Source organism: Microcoleus sp. S13_B4 (assembly GCF_036700885.1).
GTDB lineage: Bacteria > Cyanobacteriota > Cyanobacteriia > Cyanobacteriales > Microcoleaceae > Microcoleus.
Window position 1 is genome coordinate 16,239 of sequence record NZ_JAUBPU010000064.1, and the last position, 17,591, is coordinate 33,829.

The 17,591-nt window shown below is 44.9% G+C and carries 10 protein-coding genes; 6 read left to right on the top strand and 4 right to left on the bottom strand.

The genetic code is table 11. From position 1 onward, the window contains the following. Positions 1-23 precede the first annotated feature (23 nt). On the bottom strand, positions 24-2,570 hold the full coding sequence (locus QT994_RS23335; protein ID WP_333178745.1) for a glycosyltransferase: 2,547 nt from the start codon (positions 2,568-2,570) through the stop codon (positions 24-26). A 160-nt stretch (positions 2,571-2,730) separates the two neighbouring features. On the opposite strand from QT994_RS23335, the gene QT994_RS23340 reads away from it, so the two are divergent. From QT994_RS23340 to QT994_RS23350, 3 genes are all read left to right on the top strand, one after another. Continuing rightward, positions 2,731-5,049, top strand: a complete 2,319-nt coding sequence (locus tag QT994_RS23340; RefSeq protein WP_333178747.1) for a tetratricopeptide repeat protein — start codon at positions 2,731-2,733, stop codon at positions 5,047-5,049. 183 nt (positions 5,050-5,232) lie between these two features. After that, positions 5,233-6,525 (top strand): ATP-binding protein, encoded by a 1,293-nt coding sequence (locus tag QT994_RS23345; RefSeq protein ID WP_333178750.1) that lies wholly within the window; start codon positions 5,233-5,235, stop codon positions 6,523-6,525. Between the two features lie 412 nt (positions 6,526-6,937). Then, complete coding sequence (locus QT994_RS23350) at positions 6,938-12,133, top strand: PAS domain S-box protein (RefSeq protein ID WP_333178753.1); 5,196 nt, start codon at positions 6,938-6,940, stop codon at positions 12,131-12,133. A gap of 119 nt (positions 12,134-12,252) precedes the next feature. On the opposite strand, the gene QT994_RS23355 is transcribed toward QT994_RS23350, so the two are convergent. Then, positions 12,253-12,816 (bottom strand): Uma2 family endonuclease, encoded by a 564-nt coding sequence (locus tag QT994_RS23355; RefSeq protein ID WP_333178755.1) that lies wholly within the window; start codon positions 12,814-12,816, stop codon positions 12,253-12,255. 163 nt (positions 12,817-12,979) lie between these two features. On the opposite strand from QT994_RS23355, the gene QT994_RS23360 reads away from it, so the two are divergent. After that, the gene (locus QT994_RS23360; RefSeq protein ID WP_333178758.1) at positions 12,980-14,365 is read left to right on the top strand and encodes a lipid-A-disaccharide synthase-related protein; all 1,386 of its coding nucleotides are present in this window, start codon (positions 12,980-12,982) and stop codon (positions 14,363-14,365) included. A 135-nt stretch (positions 14,366-14,500) separates the two neighbouring features. Here the strand turns inward: QT994_RS23360 and QT994_RS23365 are convergent, their stop codons facing one another. Next, positions 14,501-15,292, bottom strand: a complete 792-nt coding sequence (locus QT994_RS23365; protein ID WP_333044313.1) for a 2-phosphosulfolactate phosphatase family protein — start codon at positions 15,290-15,292, stop codon at positions 14,501-14,503. A gap of 89 nt (positions 15,293-15,381) precedes the next feature. On the opposite strand from QT994_RS23365, the gene QT994_RS23370 reads away from it, so the two are divergent. After that, positions 15,382-16,275 carry an EI24 domain-containing protein gene (locus QT994_RS23370; RefSeq protein ID WP_333178761.1) on the top strand — a complete coding sequence of 298 codons (894 nt, stop codon included), beginning with the start codon at positions 15,382-15,384 and terminating at the stop codon, positions 16,273-16,275. Between the two features lie 3 nt (positions 16,276-16,278). Here QT994_RS23370 and QT994_RS23375 read toward each other — a convergent pair whose 3' ends face one another. Next, the gene (locus QT994_RS23375; RefSeq protein ID WP_190657915.1) at positions 16,279-16,533 is read right to left on the bottom strand and encodes a hypothetical protein; all 255 of its coding nucleotides are present in this window, start codon (positions 16,531-16,533) and stop codon (positions 16,279-16,281) included. Between the two features lie 475 nt (positions 16,534-17,008). On the opposite strand from QT994_RS23375, the gene QT994_RS23380 reads away from it, so the two are divergent. After that, a complete protein-coding gene (locus QT994_RS23380; RefSeq protein ID WP_333178766.1) occupies positions 17,009-17,545 on the top strand; it encodes a DUF7873 family protein in 537 nt (178 codons plus the stop codon). Positions 17,546-17,591: the final 46 nt, after the last annotated feature.

The following is a 17,591-nucleotide window of genomic DNA, read 5'->3' on the forward strand; positions in this document are numbered from 1 at the left end:
ATTTGAAATGTAAATCTGGTATTTTAGCGTGCAGAAAACACAGATTCGATACCCTGTAAGTTATCGACTAATTGTTGCCATTCTGCCGAGTTAATTAGAGAAAATGTATCTAAATACTGCTCTTCTGCTAAGGAAAAATTGCCAAAATATTCTATCCAGTTTAACAGCGTTTCTGTACTCAAAAAAGGTGTGTACTTCAAAGATTCTTGAAGCCACTTCTGCATTCCGGTTAGATCTTCTTGACAGTAAGCCTGCCAAGCATTCCACACTAAAGAGCTGTAGTGCACCCGGCTTTCTATTTTCGCCATTGACCTCTGCACCTCTTTTTGAGTAACAAATGGATCTGTTTGGCGATCGTCGCAAAGTAAAGCTTTTTCGATCGCCTCCATCGACTGTGCCAACATCCGTTCCTCTTTAAACAGTTTTTCGGCCCGCTGCTTGCAAGCTTGACCGATTTGATGCCGTAATTCTGAATTCATCGCCCAAGTTTCTACAGTTTTCGCCAATTCCCTCGCGGTTTCCTCTGGATCGCTATTCGGATCGGGCAACAATTTTCCAGCATCGCCAAGCCCTTCAGGAATGCCGCCCACAGCCGTTGCAACTACCGGCAATCCCTTAGCCATCGCTTCCATAACTGCAAGAGAAGGCGCTGCATCTGCCAGAGAAGTCAAAATGAATATGTCGCTAGCATCCAGCCAATCTAGGATATCCCAGCGCTGTCCGATCAACTTTATGCGATCGCTCACCCCTAACTCTTTAATAGTTTCCCTCAATTCTATTTCTACATTATCAGCGCTTCCCTGACCCGTTCCTGCCCAGACAAAATACAGTTTAGACCACACAGGAGACTGCTGCAACTGCTTGATTGCTTCGATCTGATATCGATGCCCTTTAATCGAGGCCAATCGAGCAGATGTGAAACAGACAATCGCATCTTCAGGAATGTCTATTTCTTGTCGCAGGCGTTGACGAGCCGCAGCATTAGGAGGTGCAAAATATTTGGGAGAACGCCCCAAGTAAATCACTTGTCCTCGCTCTTTTGGCAACTTGAAATGTTGGCACAATAAATTCAAATGTTCGTAAGCGCCAACAATCAAGGCTCTAGCTTGCAGGCAGTGGTAGAGCACTCCTTCTACATAAGGCACTACATCCCCGCAGGCAAAAGTTGCGTGTTCTGGCATAACTAACCCGATCACCATCATGTATGGTATTCCCATTTCCATAACTACCTGTTTAGCTGCAAAATTGGAAAATGGCCAACCATCACTAAAAATAATCAGATCGGGTTTATTACTAGCAAAAATCTCTTTGGCATCCTCAGTATTTCTTAATACCCGCTGTAAATCTTTATGACCGCTAAAATCCAGCCACAAGTGCTCTATACCTAACTCTCGTTCTCGCTCAACCAAGGGGCTAGAATGTTTGGTTTGCACGCAAGTGACTCGATAGCCTAATAGGGCTAACTGACAGAGAATGGCATGGTTATACTGCGCTAATCCTCCCACGCCCGGATCGTCGGTGTTGTAGAGTAGAATGTGTGATCGCGCTTTTGAAGGTGTGGGAATAGAACTCTGTTGAGATTGGGGTGGATTAGTCATCACCATCAGAATTATCTCTTGCCATTGGGCTAACTTACTCAGCGAATAAGCGTCAAAAATTTCCCCATATTCTTCCGAAGCCATCTGAAAACTTTCTAGCCAATTCAAAACTGTTTTTGTGGGCGAAAAAGGCGTATATTGTAATGACTCTTCTAAACACTGAGCCATCTCTGCTAGATAGCCGTCGCGATACATCCGCCATGCCAGCCACTTTAAGCATTGATAGCGTTCTGGGTTTTTTAACTGCCGGATGGAGTGAGGCAAATCGGGTCGAGCGAAGAATTTTTTCATCACTATTTCTATATTCTTCATTACGCCAAAACCGATTGACATGAGATTAGAATTGTGCTGGCGATAACAGGTAAGTGTCTCTTCTAACCAAACTGCTTTGCACCCCTTTAAAGCTAAACGCAAGGCAAAATCTAAATCTTCTGCTAGTGGAAACTGAGAATCGAAACCGCCCAATTTTTCCCACCACTTTCGGCGCAGCATTATCGCACTCGGTCGCACGCATTTATATAGAATAAAGCTTTCTAAATCTAATTTAGACGCTTGCTGCCAAGGCTTGACAGGAGAAATCCCTCGCCCCGTTTCATCGACTATCACCCAACCTGTTTGCACCATATCTAAGGCGGGGTCAGTGTCAAAGCAAGCTAGTTGTTTCTCTAGCTTGGATGGTAGGAAATAGTCATCGGCATCTAGAAATGCCAAAAACTTGCCTTGCGCTAGTTGGCAAGCAATATTTCTGGCGGCTGCTACTCCTTGATTTTCCTGATATATGTAGCGAATTATGTCAAAATAAGGCTGCAATACTTGCTGCGTGCGATCGGTCGAGCCATCGTCTACAACTATAATCTCCAAATTACTAAAAGTTTGACTTAGGACGCTTTCTACCGCTTGCACGATGTAGCGAGATCCATTATATACAGGTATAATTACGCTGATTAGCGGTGTGGGATTGACTGTTGACATTATTTAGCTCGCTGTTAACCTATTACTGTCTAGTTTATATTAATCTCGCGGACATTCAGCACTATTCTCAGCGCGCTAGCTCTACTTACAGAAACTTGAAGTTTGGCAACTTGTAGCATATAATCTTACATGGAATGATTACTCAAAAGGAAAATAAAAAATGAATTCTGAAACAGCGCAGGTGAATTTTCAGCAACAGGCAGAACTTTATTTAGCTACAGGCAACTTCGATCGGGCGATCGCACTTTGCCAACAAGTTTTGGCCTCTGAACCCAATTCTGCAGAGACTTGCAAGACCTTGGGAAAGGCGCTGCAAGCTCAGGGTAAACTAGAAGACGCAAGGTATTGGTATAAAGTTGCGATCGCCCTGCAACCCGATTTTGCCGAAGCTTTTGCTAACCTCGGCACTCTCTGCGCTACTTTGGAACATTGGCAAGAGGCGATCGCCTGTTACCAAAAAGCCATCTCCCTGCAACCAAACTTTGCAGGATTTTACCGTAATTTGAGCCGGATATTTACCCAAGTCGGTCAAGCTGAAGAAGCAGCAGACTGTTGGTATCAAGCACTCCTTGTGGAACCAATAGAAATAGCAGAAGAATATCTAGACTTGGGTAATACTTTGCTTGCCCAAAACAAGGTAGAAAAAGCGCTAGTTTGTTACCACCGCACGATTTATTTAAACCCGAGCTTTTGTGAAGCTTATTGCAAAATAGCCGAAGCTGCTAGCGAGCTAAAGCAGTGGAATGAAGCTATTGTTCACTACCGCAAAGCAATTCAACTCCAGCCGGATATTTCAGAGTTTTATTACAAATTAGGCAATGTTTTGCAAGCGAGCGAACTCTGGCGCGAAGCGGAGGCTGCCTACCGGGAAAGTATTGAGTTAAATCCCAATTCTTTTTGGTCATACTACAACTTAGGCAGCGTTATGCTCAAGTTAGGAAAATGGCAAGAAGCCGCGAGATGTTATCGCACAAGTGTTGAAATAAATCCGAATTTTTCTGGATCTTACTACAGCCTCGGTGCAGCTTGCGATCGATTAGAACAATGGTCAGAATCCGTTGCAGCTTACCAGCGCGCTACTGAATTAGATGCGAATTTTTTCTCAGCTTTTCACCAGTTAGGAGATGCTCTTGTTAAGCTAGAAAGATGGTCGGAAGCTGAGGCTGCATACGAACGGGCGATCGCACTAAATGCGGATTTATTTTGGTCTCATTATAACTTAGCTTTGACTTTAGTTAAACTTCAAAAGTTTGAAGCCGCAACACTCGCTTATCGGCGGGCGATCGCACTCAATCCAGAATTCTCTTGGACTTACCACAATTTAGGAGAAGCGCTGTTAAAAACTCAACAGTGGAAAGCCGCAGCTACCGCTTACCAACGTGCTATTGAACTTAATCCCCATATTTCTTGGTCTTATTACAATTTAGGCGATGCTTTGAGTGGAAATCACGCATGGAACGATGCTGTTTCCGCCTACCTTTGTGCGCTTAAAATCGAGCCGTCTCTACCGGAAATTTACATAAAGTTAGGTAAGGCTCTCATTAAAAGAACTCCGGTAGATGCAGATGTAGCAACTAGCTACTATCACCACCAAACGCAGCCGCAGCACGCTCCTGAATTTTACTGCGGAATCGCCCAAAAGTTGGCTGAGAGCGATCGGCTTAACGAAGCCATCATGTTGTACTTGATGGTATTAGAGATTAGACCAAAAGATCCAGAAATATCCCAAAAATTAGAGGGGATTTTAGAAAAACAGCGTCAAACAGGGAAATCTACTCTATTATTAGAGTTAGAGGCTAAGGATATTCGCGATCGCTATATCGCCAGAGTCGCCAAAGGCAAGACTTTTGCAGAAGTCGGCGGCTTGTGGGGAACTGTCAGCGAAAAAGTATCTGTAGCTAGCAAATACGGTGCAGTTTCTCTGACAATGATTGATGCCATGCCGGCATCCCTCCAGTGGTGGCAAGATTTTCACGATCGCATGACAAGTTTAAATATTGCTAATTATCACTGTATCAATCAAGATATCACTCAGATTCAGCTTACAGACATTGGCGAGCCTTACGATGTAGTTCACTGTGCAGGAGTTTTGTACCATCACCCGCATCCGTTGCAGATTTTAGTTGCTTTGCGTCAGATAACTCGCGAGCATTTAATTTTCACTTCAGCTATTACTCAAGAAGTGATAGAAAATGAGTTGGGACGCTATCAAATTCCCGCTTCGGGAGTAATGTTTGTTCCCGCTTTGGACGACGCAGAACGAGCTATTTTAACAGCTTATTGGCGACCATACATCAACAATAACCAACTTATAGGGATAACTGAGAAAGCAGTTTTTGACATGAACGATTTTGCGCCTTGTTGGTGGCTACCTACAGCTACTGCTTTAGAATCTATGTGCAAAGTCGCGGGATTTAAAGTTTTAGACAAAGGATTGACTTGGAACAATAATGCTTTGACTCTGCTGCTGGGGATTTGAGGGTTTGTAAACGAACAATAACTGGACTTGCTTGTGAACAAACGGCTAAACACCCGGTTTAGGACCGGATTTATCGTTTTATTTACCCAATATTCCTACTAGAAACCGGGTGTTTTCCGTAAGTCCTAAATAAAATAGCTGCCAACATTTTTTGTGAAGAAAACAGGAACTGGGAAATAATCAATGAACAATCAGCAACCAGGGACGCCGTTAGGAAACATTTTAGTAGTAGACGATACTGCAGAAAACCTGCGTCTGTTGTCTACCATGTTGACTCAGAGGGGGTACACCCCCCGCTGCGTGATTAACGGAAAAATGGCTTTGAGAGCCTGCAATTCTAATCCACCTGATTTAATTTTGCTCGACATAATGATGCCGGAAATGAACGGTTATGAAGTTTGTCAGCACTTGAAATTAGAGCCTAAAACTCGCGAAATTCCGGTTATTTTTATCAGCGCTAAGGATGAAGTTTTCGACAAAGTAAACGCATTTGCTGTGGGAGCAGTTGACTATATCAGCAAGCCATTTCAGTTTGAAGAAGTGCTCGCCCGCATCGAAAGTCACCTCAGCCTGCGGAATTTACAAAAGCAGCTAAAAGAACAAAATGTGCTGTTGCAAGAAGAAATCACCAGCCGCTTAGCCGTAGAAAAAACTCTTCAGGAAAAAAACCAAATCCTCCAACAAGAAATTAGCACCCGTCGCGCCGTTGAAAAAGCCCTCCAAGAGCAAAATTTGGTACTCCAACAAGAGATATCGAACCGCCAGCGCGCCGAATCGGCTCTATTAAAATCTAACCAAGAATTGGCGCGTTCAAATGCGGAACTAGAACAATTTGCTTATGTGGCTTCTCATGACTTGCAAGCGCCTTTAGCAACCATTGCCAGTTACGCTCAACTTTTAGAAAAACGCTACAAAGATCAACTCGATAGCCAAGGTAGTAAGTTTATCGGCAATATCGTTCACGGCTGCACCAGAATGCAAACTTTAATTGACGATTTACTCGAATATTCACGAGTTGGCCGGAGCCGGAAACCTTTTGAACTGACAGATTGCAATTACGCAGTCGAGCAAGCACTCGCGAACCTGCAAGGGGCGATCCGCCAGACTCAAGCCATTGTCACCTACAGCGAATTACCAGCGGTAATGGGGGATATTTCTCAGCTCGTACAGCTCTTTCAAAATTTAGTCGGCAATGCGATTAAATATCGCCACGATGCACCGCCTGTGGTTCATATTACCGCTTGCAGACAGGAGGAAAACTGGTTAATTTCTGTCTCAGATAATGGAATTGGGATTGCTCCCCAGCATCAAAAACGTATCTTTCAAATTTTCCAGCGCTTGCATACTCAAAGAGAATATTCGGGGACAGGTATTGGTTTAGCAATTTGTCAAAAAATTGTGGAACTTCATGGGGGATGTATCTGGGTGGAATCGGAACCGGAGCAAGGTTCAACTTTTTTCTTTACTCTCCCTTAAGTGAGACATAATTTCGGTCAAAAGTATAAGCTATAAGCGAGGGAAAATTAAATAGTTTCTATATGAGAAATCCTCATCTAGAAGATATAATTGAGAAGTTAATACTATTTAAGAAAGCAGATGAAAACATTAAAGAATTGGGAAGGAATGGGACGAGCGTGGTGGGGGGATGGGCTACAGTTGCATTCTTTTTGTTAAGTGGTATAAATAATCAGTTATAATAAAAAATATTTTCCGTTGACAGTCTAGTTGGTGCGTGATAAAATTTTAATGATTAAACAAAAATTTTGTAGCGCTTGCTTACCCTCCCGAATCGGACGCTCGATGTATGTGTGCGTGCAATTGAATGACTGCCCTGAAAATAAAAGGTAAAATTAAAGTTATTTTAATATTTTATTGATTAATAAATATTATGAAAGCAGTTTTTAACTTAACTGTGCCTCCTATCTGCTTAAAAGTTCTGTTAGTAGAAGACAACCCTCATGAAGCTGAGCTGATTGAAGATTTGCTGTCAGAAATAGGCGGCGCGCAGCGTATAGTGCTGACGAAAGTAGAGCGCCTCAGCGAAGCGCAGCAGCGATTGAATCAAGAAACTTTTGACATAATTTTATTAGACCTTTCACTGCCAGATAGTCTGGGAATCGAGACGGTGGCTCGGGTACAAGAGTACGGGGTAAATGTGCCGATCGTAGTTCTGACCGCCCAAAACGACGAAGAACTTGCCCTGCGGTTGATTTCGGTTGGCGTACAGGATTATTTGGTAAAAAGAAAAATAGATAGCGAACTGTTAATTCGATCTCTCCGTTACGCCATAGAACGCCAGAACAGTCAAGATGCTTTGCGAAAAAGTGAAGAAAAATATCGCTCGGTGGTGGAAAATTCCCTGATCGGCATTGCCATCATCGCTCCAATTATTGACAGGGAAATTCCTCTAAATTGCCACTGGATAGAAGTTAACGATGCCCTGTGCAATTTGCTGGGCTATGAGCGCTACGAACTCGTGCAAAAGAATTGGCTAGAGTTGACTCATCCAGAGGATTTGGAGGCTAATTGTGAAAATTTTTCTCAAATGTTAGCAGGTAGGAGCGAGGGTTACATCTTAGACAAAAGGTGGCTCAAAAAAGACGGCGAAATAGTTTACACGCGAGTTTCCCTGCGCTGCATCCGCCGCCTGGACGGGTCTATCGACCGGATCATCGAAGTAGTGTTGGACGTGAGCGATCGCTACCGCTACGAAGCCAAACTGAAAGCGTCAGAAAATTTTTTAAACCACACCATAAATGCTACGCCCGACCCCATTTTTGTCAAAGACGAGCAACACCGCTGGATGATATTAAATGATGCTTTTTGTCAGTTTGTAGGGAAATCGCGGCAAGAACTGCTCGGTAAATCAGATTATGACTTTTTTCCCAAATCAGAGGCTGCTGTTTTTTGGACAAAAGATGAAGAAGTATTGAGAACGGGTGTCTGCTTGGAAACAGAAGAAAAATTTACAGACACTGCCGGGAGAGAACACATAATTTCTACAAAAAAAAGCGTCTTCAAAATAGCAGACGGCAGTAAAGTAATAGTGGGTACAATTAGAGATTTTACGGAATACAGACAGCAACAAAAAGCCCTGGAACAAAGCGAAGCTCGCTTTCAAAAATTGGTAGCTAACATACCGGGAACAATTTATCAATTACGAAGGTCAGCAACTGGAAAAATGTCTTTCCCCTACGTCTCTTCAGGCAGCCGCCAACTGTACGAATTAGAAGCAGAAGCAATCGAGCAAAATGCGGAACTGATTTTCCGCGGAATTCACGCAGACGATTTCTTAGATTTAGAATCATCGATCAAAATTTCTGCCGCTACCTTGGAACCTTGGCAGCAGCAGTGGCGACAGACTTTGCCATCGGGAAAAGTTAAGTGGCTGCAAGGAGCGGCGAGACCCGAAAGGCTGAATAATGAAAGCAAATCTGGCAGCGAAGGCGATATTCTCTGGGACGGTTTAGTGATGGATATCACTGAATTAAAGCAAGCCCAAACAGAGCGCGATCACTTTTTTACCATCTCCTTAGACTTGCTTTGTATTGTAGGCTTTGATGGCTATTTTAGACGATTTAACCCTGCTTGGTCAACGGTTCTAGGCTACAGTAGTGCTGAGCTTTTTGCCAAGCCGATGATCGAATTTGTTCATCCAGACGATCGAAAAGCTACCGCAGCCGAAGGAGCCAAACTAATAGCAGGTACCTCCAGTATCTCCTTTGAAAACCGCTATCTCTGCAAAGATGGTTCTTACAAATGCTTCCTGTGGACATCCTCGCCATTTAGTGAAGAAAGTTTAATCTACTCAGTCGGGCACGACATTACCTCTCGCAAACAAGCAGAGTCCCAACTCCAGCGACAAGCAGTAGCAATGGCCGCTGCGTATGACGGAATCGCCATTTTTAATACTAATAAAGAATGTATTTATTCCAACGACGCTTATCTCAAAATGTACGGCTTGGCTAGCACTAGCGAACTGTACGGGAAGAAATGGAAAATGCTCTACAGCAAAGCAGAAAATCTATTTTTTGAACTACAAATAATGCCGATGCTCATGCAAAAAGGGTACTGCAATATAGAAGCGAGCGGTCAGCGCCGGGACGGTACTAAGTTCCCTCAAGAATTGTCGCTGACAAGGCTGGTCGGTGGCGAAATCATTTCTATAGTCCGTGATATCACTAATAGAAAACAGGTAGAATCAGCCCTGCGAGCGAGCCAGCGTCGCTACCAAACTTTAGCAGAAGCATCGCCAGTTTGCATATTCCATACAGACACCTTGGGAAATTGCCTTTATGTGAATCAACGGTGGAGCGAAATCACGGGATTAAACCCAGAATTAGCCGCCCAAAATGGCTGGATGAATGCCCTACATCCCGATGATACGGAGCGGGTAAAAAATGAATGGCATCAAGCAATTATTGAGAAAATTCCTTTTAAATCAGAATACCGCTTTCAGCGTTCAGACGGTCGTGTAATTTGGGTGATCGGTCAGGCAATTGCAGAAATCGGAGACAAGCAGGAAATTAAAGGCTATATCGGCACTATTACTGATATTAGCGATCGCAAACAAGCAGAATTAGATTTGCTGCGAGTTACTCAAGCGGTAGAAAGCACCAGCGATGCGATCGGCATTGCTGACTTGACAGGGCGATCGCTCTACCACAATCAAGCCTTTGTTCAACAGTACGGCTACACCGCAGAAGAACTAAACACAGCAGGCGGATTAACAGCAATTTACCCCCAAACTAAAGTGCTGCTAGAAATGTTTAAAACGATCCGTAAAGGCAAATCTTGGCAAGGCGAACTCAAAATCAACACTAAAAACAACGAACTGGTAACAACTTTATTTCGCGCCGACGGCATTAAAGATGAAAGTGGTCATTTAATCGGGTTAGTGGGAGTAATTACCGACATCACCGAACGCAAACAAGCCGAGATAGCGCTGTTGCAGCAATTAAGGCGAGAACGGCTGGTAGTTGCCATGCTCGATCGCATTCGCTCCTCCCTCAATTTAGAAGAAATCCTCACCGCTGCTGTCGAACAAGTGCGGCAATTTTTGCAAACAGACCGCACAGTTATTTACCGCTTTAATTCCGACTGGAGCGGCGTTGTAGTTGTGGAATCCGTGGCACACAATCGAATTTCGCTGCGAGACTTTACCAATATTGACGGCTGTTTTAAAGAGAGATTTGTTGAGATTTACCAGCAAGGCTCTATTCGAGCTATGGAAGATATTTACCGGGAAAATCTGACGGAATGTCACATGAAGTTTCTCGAAGGATTTGAAGTAAAAGCTAACTTAATAGTGCCGATTTTAAAAGCACGAGAAAGCATTTCCCAGACCGAACAGACTGCAGAAAATAACCTCTGGGGACTGCTAATCGCCCAGGATTGCACGGGCCCCCGTCCCTGGGATTCCTCAGAAATAGAATCCCTCCGGCAATTGTGCGTGCAATTGGCGATCGCGATCCAGCAATCCACGCTATTTCAACAAGCACAAACCGAAATTGCCGATCGCAAACTTGCAGAATCTGCCCTCCAACAAGCCGCATTAGTCGCAGAAAGCGCCAACCGCGCCAAAAGCGAATTTCTTGCCAATATGAGCCACGAACTACGCACGCCTTTAAACGGCGTTTTAGGTTACGCTCAAATCCTCAAAACCGACAAAGACTTAAACTCAGATCACCAAGAAAGTCTCAGCAATATTCAACAGTGCGGTCAACACCTGCTGATGTTAATCGACGATGTTTTAGATCTTTCCAAAATTGAAGCTAGAAAAATGGAACTCTACCCGGAAGAGTTGAATTTTCTAAATTTCACGAAAAACATTGCTGATCTCTTTCAGATGCGGGCCTCTCAAAAAGAAATTTTATTCCATTATGAACAAGTCTCTCCCCTGCCTAGCTGCGTTCGTGTAGATCCAAAAAGATTGCGCCAAATTCTCATAAATTTACTCAGCAATGCCGTTAAATTTACTAACAGCGGCGGTGTGACTTTCAAAGTCGGCTATGTCGGCACCGGGGCCTGGAGTCTAGGGCAAGGAGAAAATTATGAACTCTCGACTTTGAGTTCGGAACTCAAAGAAAATTATATGCGCTTTGCCCACAATCCTATCGCAGCAAAACACGCTTTAAAAATCCGCTTTCAAGTGGAGGATACCGGCACTGGAATAGAGCGAAGCAAGTTAGAAGAAATATTTTTGCCTTTCCACCAAGTAGGAGGCAATACATTTGTTGAAGGTACAGGTCTCGGACTCTCGATTAGCCAAAAATTAGCGAAACTAATGGGTACCGAAATTCGCGTCCACAGCACTTTGGGAAAAGGCAGCACTTTTTGGGTGGATTTAGAATTGCCAGCAGCTAAACGGTACTTGGAGGTGTCTCCTTTGCAGGAAAAACGCTGGATTGTCGGTTTTATCGGCAATAAGCGGAAAGTGCTAATCGTGGATGACAATCCACTAAATCGCGATTTGTTATGCAGGCTACTGCGGCGTTTGGGATTTGAGGTTGCAGAGGCCCAAAACGGGCAAGAATGCCTCTGCAAAACAGTTAAATTTCAACCGGATGTGATTTTAATGGACTTGCGGATGCCTGTAATGGATGGCTTAGAAACTGCAAGAAAACTGAGGCAGTTGCCGGCAGTAAAAGATGTCGTGTTAATCGCTATGTCAGCTAGCGTTTTCGAGGCTACGCAGCAAGATACCATCCTCGCAGGGTACGATGCTTTTCTTCCCAAACCGATCGAAGCAAATCACTTTTTGGAACAGTTGCGCGTGCATTTGGGACTAGAATGGATTTATGGGGAATCTTCGGAAAACAAAAAACGCAAAACTCCCAGTTTGTCACCCGCCTCTGATTTTCCTGCTTATTCTTCTCTGTTACCTGCGGCTTCTGAATCGGTAGCAAAACTTTTGAAACTCGCAGCTATGGGCGACATTGAAGAAATTTTTGAGGAGAGTGCTAAGCTGGAGAGTTTAGAACCTAATTTAGTGCCGTTTGTCTCGAAGCTGCGCCAACTTGCTAAGGGATTTCAGCTCAAACAAATTCGGAATACTTTAAAGCAATATATCGGTAGTCATTAGTCAGTAGTCAGCAGTCAGTAGTCATTGGTTCCCATGCCCTATGCCCTATGCCTTATGCAAGTCGGGTACCTCATATTTCTGAGAAAGGCTATGCTCTTCTACTCTAATATTCTGTTGTTTCACTCTAATAGCCAACCAAATAAATCTCCTACTTTCAGTTGCCATTCCCTGGCAAAAGATGGCATGGGCAATAACTGTTCCGGTTCGTCAAACACCTCCGTTGATTGAGTCTGCCGATATACAAAAACCGACTGCTCCTCTGGATCGATTAACCAACCCATTTGAGTTCCGTGTTTGAGACAATGTAAAATATTTTTAGTAACTTTAGTTTGGTTTTGGTCGGGGGAGAGGATTTCAATTGTCCAATCCGGGGCGATCGCAAACACATTTGCCACACCACCATTTTCTTTACGGGGAATGCGCTCCCAAGTGAATACAGTCACGTCTGGAACGATCGCTCGACCGCCAAAAATGCACCGTAGTTCGGGAAATGCTCGCGCCACCTTTTGAGGTTTGAGAGTAGCATTAGCAGCACTTGTCAACTCGCCTTGAATGACACTATGTTCTCCTTGAGGCATCGGTTTTTGAAGGATTGCACCGTCAATGTACTCGCTGGCTGGTTGGGTTTCTGGCAACTTAAGAAACTCTTGGAGTGTCAAAGATTTTGGCAGGGTTTGTACCATCCAATTTTACCTATAAAATAGAGTTTCATCTGCTATTTTACCAAAAAGTCCCCGCCTCGTGCGATCGTCGCTCCACTTACTTCAACATCCGGCTATACCACCTTGCATCCTGCGGCTAATCTTGCTTCTATATATTCAGAGACAGTTTTTGAGAGAGTTGGGATTGAAATTACTTTGCCTCAGTAACGGCCACGGAGAAGACGCGATCGCCCTTCGCATCTTGCAGGAACTACAACAGCACCCGCATCCTCCAGAATTAGCCGTGTTTCCGCTAGTGGGCGAAGGGCAAGCTTTCGCTCAACTAGAAAACGCCCGCATCATCGGCCCGGTGCAGCGGATGCCTTCGGGCGGCTTTATTTACATGGACGGAAGGGAATTTTTGCGCGATGTCAAAGGCGGGCTGCTTCAGTTGACCCTAGCTCAGTTTAAAGCCATCCGCGCTTGGGTGCGATCGCAACAACAGTCAGGGAATCAAGACGGCGTTATTTTAGCCTGCGGGGATATTGTACCGCTGCTGTTTGCTTGGCTGGGCGGCGTGCCCTATGCCTTTGTCGGTACTGCCAAGTCCGAGTATTATTTGCGGGACGAGGACGGGCCTCTGGCTCGCAAATCCAGGGTCTTTGGTTGGTGGGGTTGCCCGCGATCGGTTTATTTGCCTTGGGAGCGCTGGTTGATGACTCGATCGCGCTGTCGGGCCGTTTTTGCTAGGGACGCCCTAACCGCCGAGACTTTACAAAAGCTGGGAATTCCCGCTTACAATCTCGGAAATCCGATGATGGACGGACTCGAACCGGAAAACCCCGCCGGTTTTTACGGCCCTGACGCAGAGTTTCGGGAAAGGTCGCGATCGCTCGTCATCACCTTACTCCCCGGTTCTAGAGCGCCGGAAGCCTATGCTAATTGGCTGCTAATAATAGAGGCTGTAGCCGGAATTTTGTCGCTGTTTGCCGATCGCAAATTGTTATTTTTCGGAGCGATTTCCCCTCAGTTAAATCTAGAAGCTTTGCGACCTAGTTTAGAATTTTTTGGGTGGCGACAACAAGGCGAAACTAGAACGCAGCGGCGAGAAGGAAGTATTTTGCGACCTCCTGTTTCTAGCGCTCAAGAAATTCAGCAAGAATCTCCTAATTTGCTATTACCGCTGACATTTGTGCAGAGAAACGCCACAATGATTTTGACTCAGCAAAGTTTTAACGATTGTTTGTACGAAGCAGATTTAGCAATAGCAATGGCAGGAACAGCTACAGAACAATTTGTAGGTTTAGGAAAACCCGCGATCGCCATTCCCGGAAACGGCCCGCAATTTACTCCCGCCTTTGCAGAAGCTCAAAGTCGCCTGTTAGGCCCGTCATTAATCTTAGTCAAACATCCCGCCGAAGTTGCCGGCGCGGTGCAGTCTTTGCTCCGCGACCCCGACAGGTTGCAGCTAATCGCTGAAAATGGCTGGCGGCGCATGGGAGAACCCGGTGCAGCAGCCAGAATTGCCGAGTGTTTAATTCAGCGCTTCGGCGGTGAAGGCAGCAATTCTCAATTGCCGACAATAGACTAGGCACAAAACTATGTTTTGTCCCTACCAAGTATGTTTAATTCTACTTGCTTAAAAAAATATTGTTCACTAACTACCTGCTAATTTCCGTAGGGTGCGCCTAGGCGCACCTTACTAATACTGCACTCGCAGAAAAATTTAATTCGCCGTTTTTTCCGAAGATTGATCCCAGAAATTAGCTTGAGGAATTTTAAAATCCGACTTAACCAAAACTCCCGGTTCTCGCTGCATAGGCAGCACATCTAAAGTATCCGTTTGCGCGCAATATTTTAAATCTTCAATAACACCTAAACCGAGGAGGCGCTGACCGTGGCTAGCTCTTTCCAACAATTCGTGCAACCGATCTTGCCAGTGCAAATAAAGAGCAATAGCCCCAAATACTTCATCGTTCCCAGCAAAATCGCTCGCAGGAATACCGCTTTCTGCTAGCAGACTTTGGGCGATCGCACCAGCACAAACCGTATCTTCCAACGAATAACTTCCTTCCCAACCAGAACCCACAATCCAAATAGTTTCCGGCTGTTTATTTAACAAAAACTGCACCACAGATTTGCGGTTAATCAAAGCCGCCGTTAACACAGTTGCAGCAGCTTGCACTCTCTCCAAAGCCCGAGTACCGTTAGTTGTGCTGATAAAAATTCGCTTCCCAGTCACCTTTTCTGGCGTGCAGTCGAGGGGGGAATTCCCCATGTCAAATCCGTCAACTTTGCCGCCGCCGCGCTCTCCGGCGCGAATCCGCTTATCTGCAGGCCATTTTTCGCTCTCGGCCATTAGCTTATTTAAGTCGCTGAAAACTTGGACAGCTTCCGCGCCATTATTCAGGGCCGTTGCCATTGTCGTAGTCGCCCGCAGCACATCAACTGCGATCGCGCAAGCCGGCATTTTGTCGGCTGGCGTAAGTTCCGGGGTATGGTAAATAAAAAGCTTCACTTTTGGGCTACCTGCGATAAATCCTCATCAGCAATAATAATGGAAAGTGGAGAATAGAAAATAGAGTCGAGTCCTCAAAAGCAGAAAATATGTCAAAACAGCTCAATTCAAACCCCGCCCACGCCGCCATTACCGCACCAATTGGACTCCTGGCAGGTTTCACCTATCCTTTGCGAGCTTTCACGCTGATTTTGCAAACTCCCAAGCTGTGGACTTATGTATTAGTTCCCGTGGTGCTAAATTTGATAATTGGTATTGGTCTTTATTTAAGCTTGCTATTTCCCAGTTTGGCAGGGATAGACGTTTGGGTTGCCGATTTGTCCGTCCGATTTAATACTCTAATTGCGAGTTTTCCAGCTTGGCTGAGCTTTCTCGGCGTGTTAACAGTTGCTTTTGGCTGGCTGCTGCGCGTGCTCCTAGTGTCAGGACTTTTGCTAATAATTGGATTTTTGTTAGTGCAGTTTGGCGTGATTTTAGGTTCGCCCTGGTACGGCAAACTTTCCGAGCAATTGGAACTCCTGCGGAACGGTCAATTGCCCGCAGAAGCACCAATGAATTTGGCGAGTAGTTTTGGGGATATTCAAAGGGCGATCGCCTTTGAACTGCGAAAATTACAAATTTTGTTGAGCGTCGGTATACCGCTGCTGCTACTAAATTTTCTCCCTGGTGTCGGCTCTATTCTTAGCAGTTTGGGTGGCGTAGCTTTGGGCGCGACTATTGTCTGTTTGGACTTTTTAGATGCACCTTTAGAGAGGCGGAGGCGACCTTTTCAGGAGAAGTTGGAGATAATTTGGGCGAGTTTGCCGGCCAGCGGGAGTTTTGGTGTGGTTTGTTTGGGTTTGGTGAGCATTCCGCTGTTGAATCTGTTGGCGATTCCGCTGTGCGTGACGGCGGGAACTTTGTTTTTTTGCGATCGCATTTGGCCGGCCCGCTTTGCCCCAGAAGAAACAAAGAGCGATCGAGAAACTAACATTACCAATTAAAAACTAGGAAGATGCTTCTTCCTTCGGCTGACTCTGGGAGTTAAGACCCAAAAACGGGCTTAACAACAGCCAGCTAATGAAGAAAAAGGATGCTGTAAATAGCTGGACAATATCGATCGCCGACAAATATCCGTCAGATAATAGTGCAATAGTTCTATCTGTCAGCCCGAATATCCAAGAGAGAATCCCAAACAGCCAAATGCCTTTTTGGAGCATGGGCAAAAATGCTGAAACTTCGGAGTTTTGCGACTTGTTCATTGATTTAGCCCTTGTTTGCGAAAAGTCTGATTAACCGGGGCACCCCAAGGGCTTAAGGATTTTTGGTGTCTCCTCGGATTCCCTTTGTTATCTATATGTTAAGAAATATTTCCCGATATGACAACGCGCCCTGGGAGGGATTTCCGCATCTATCTCAAGAGGTAGTTGGAGCGCTGACAAAGAGTTATATTTGCTACACTTTGGCAGCGACGCTAGAGATTTTGCCGATTTTTTAAGAGATAAATTGCTGGGCACGGGTAGCGTCGGGTTCTCTTGGCACTGCGCCTAGAAAAGAAAGCTTGTAATTTATATTGAAGTATGTAATACTACAAAATGAACAAGTCTGGTTAAAGAACGATCGTGAGGTTTGTACTGAGGACTGAAGTTCTCAAAGCCCTAAAAGCCACAGGACAAACAATTTGATTATCAGTATTAACCCGGCTTGATATGAGTTCAGCGTCAATAAAATCGAACAATGGCACGCTTAAATCAGATTATTGCGATCGAAAAAGGCATCAAAAGCCGCTCGGTTCAAGAACTGGCAGAAGCTCAAAAAGCTCTCCAGAAGCCCGCTGTGCTTTCTGGAATCTCCCGCACTTACCGTCCCAAAGACGAAGAAGGCGAACAACTGCCGCCCGAGTCCAAAAAAGTTGAAGTCAAAGCAGAAGAGATTATCCGCAAAACGACTGAAGTTTTAACCAAACTCTTCGACGTAACCGCAACCAAAGATTGGACCAACTGTAGCGCTCGCGCGGACGTAACTGTAGACGGAAATGTGCTTTTGAGCCAAGTTCCTGTCAGCTATTTGCTATTCATTGAAAAGCAGTTAGCCGATTTGCAAGCATTCATCAAAAAACTTCCCGTCTTAGATGCTTCCGAGACTTGGAACTTCGATGCTTCGGCCGACTGTTGGGCCACAGAACCGGTGCAAACTCTCAAGACTTTTAAAACTCAGCGCAATCACGTTAAAGCTGAAGCTACCCAGGGTAAACGCATCTTAATTTCAACCTAAAACATGATAAGATTAAGTATTTAGCTAAATCAAGTGCGTAATTCAT

Bases quoted from the DNA above. Each gene is read 5' to 3' on its own strand.
- QT994_RS23335 (WP_333178745.1), bottom strand. From the start codon at position 2,570: ATGTCAACAGTCAATCCCACACCGCTAATCAGCGTAATTATACCTGTA.
- QT994_RS23340 (WP_333178747.1), top strand. From the start codon at position 2,731: ATGAATTCTGAAACAGCGCAGGTGAATTTTCAGCAACAGGCAGAACTT.
- QT994_RS23345 (WP_333178750.1), top strand. From the start codon at position 5,233: ATGAACAATCAGCAACCAGGGACGCCGTTAGGAAACATTTTAGTAGTA.
- QT994_RS23350 (WP_333178753.1), top strand. From the start codon at position 6,938: ATGAAAGCAGTTTTTAACTTAACTGTGCCTCCTATCTGCTTAAAAGTT.
- QT994_RS23355 (WP_333178755.1), bottom strand. From the start codon at position 12,816: ATGGTACAAACCCTGCCAAAATCTTTGACACTCCAAGAGTTTCTTAAG.
- QT994_RS23370 (WP_333178761.1), top strand. From the start codon at position 15,382: ATGTCAAAACAGCTCAATTCAAACCCCGCCCACGCCGCCATTACCGCA.
- QT994_RS23375 (WP_190657915.1), bottom strand. From the start codon at position 16,533: ATGAACAAGTCGCAAAACTCCGAAGTTTCAGCATTTTTGCCCATGCTC.
- QT994_RS23380 (WP_333178766.1), top strand. From the start codon at position 17,009: ATGGCACGCTTAAATCAGATTATTGCGATCGAAAAAGGCATCAAAAGC.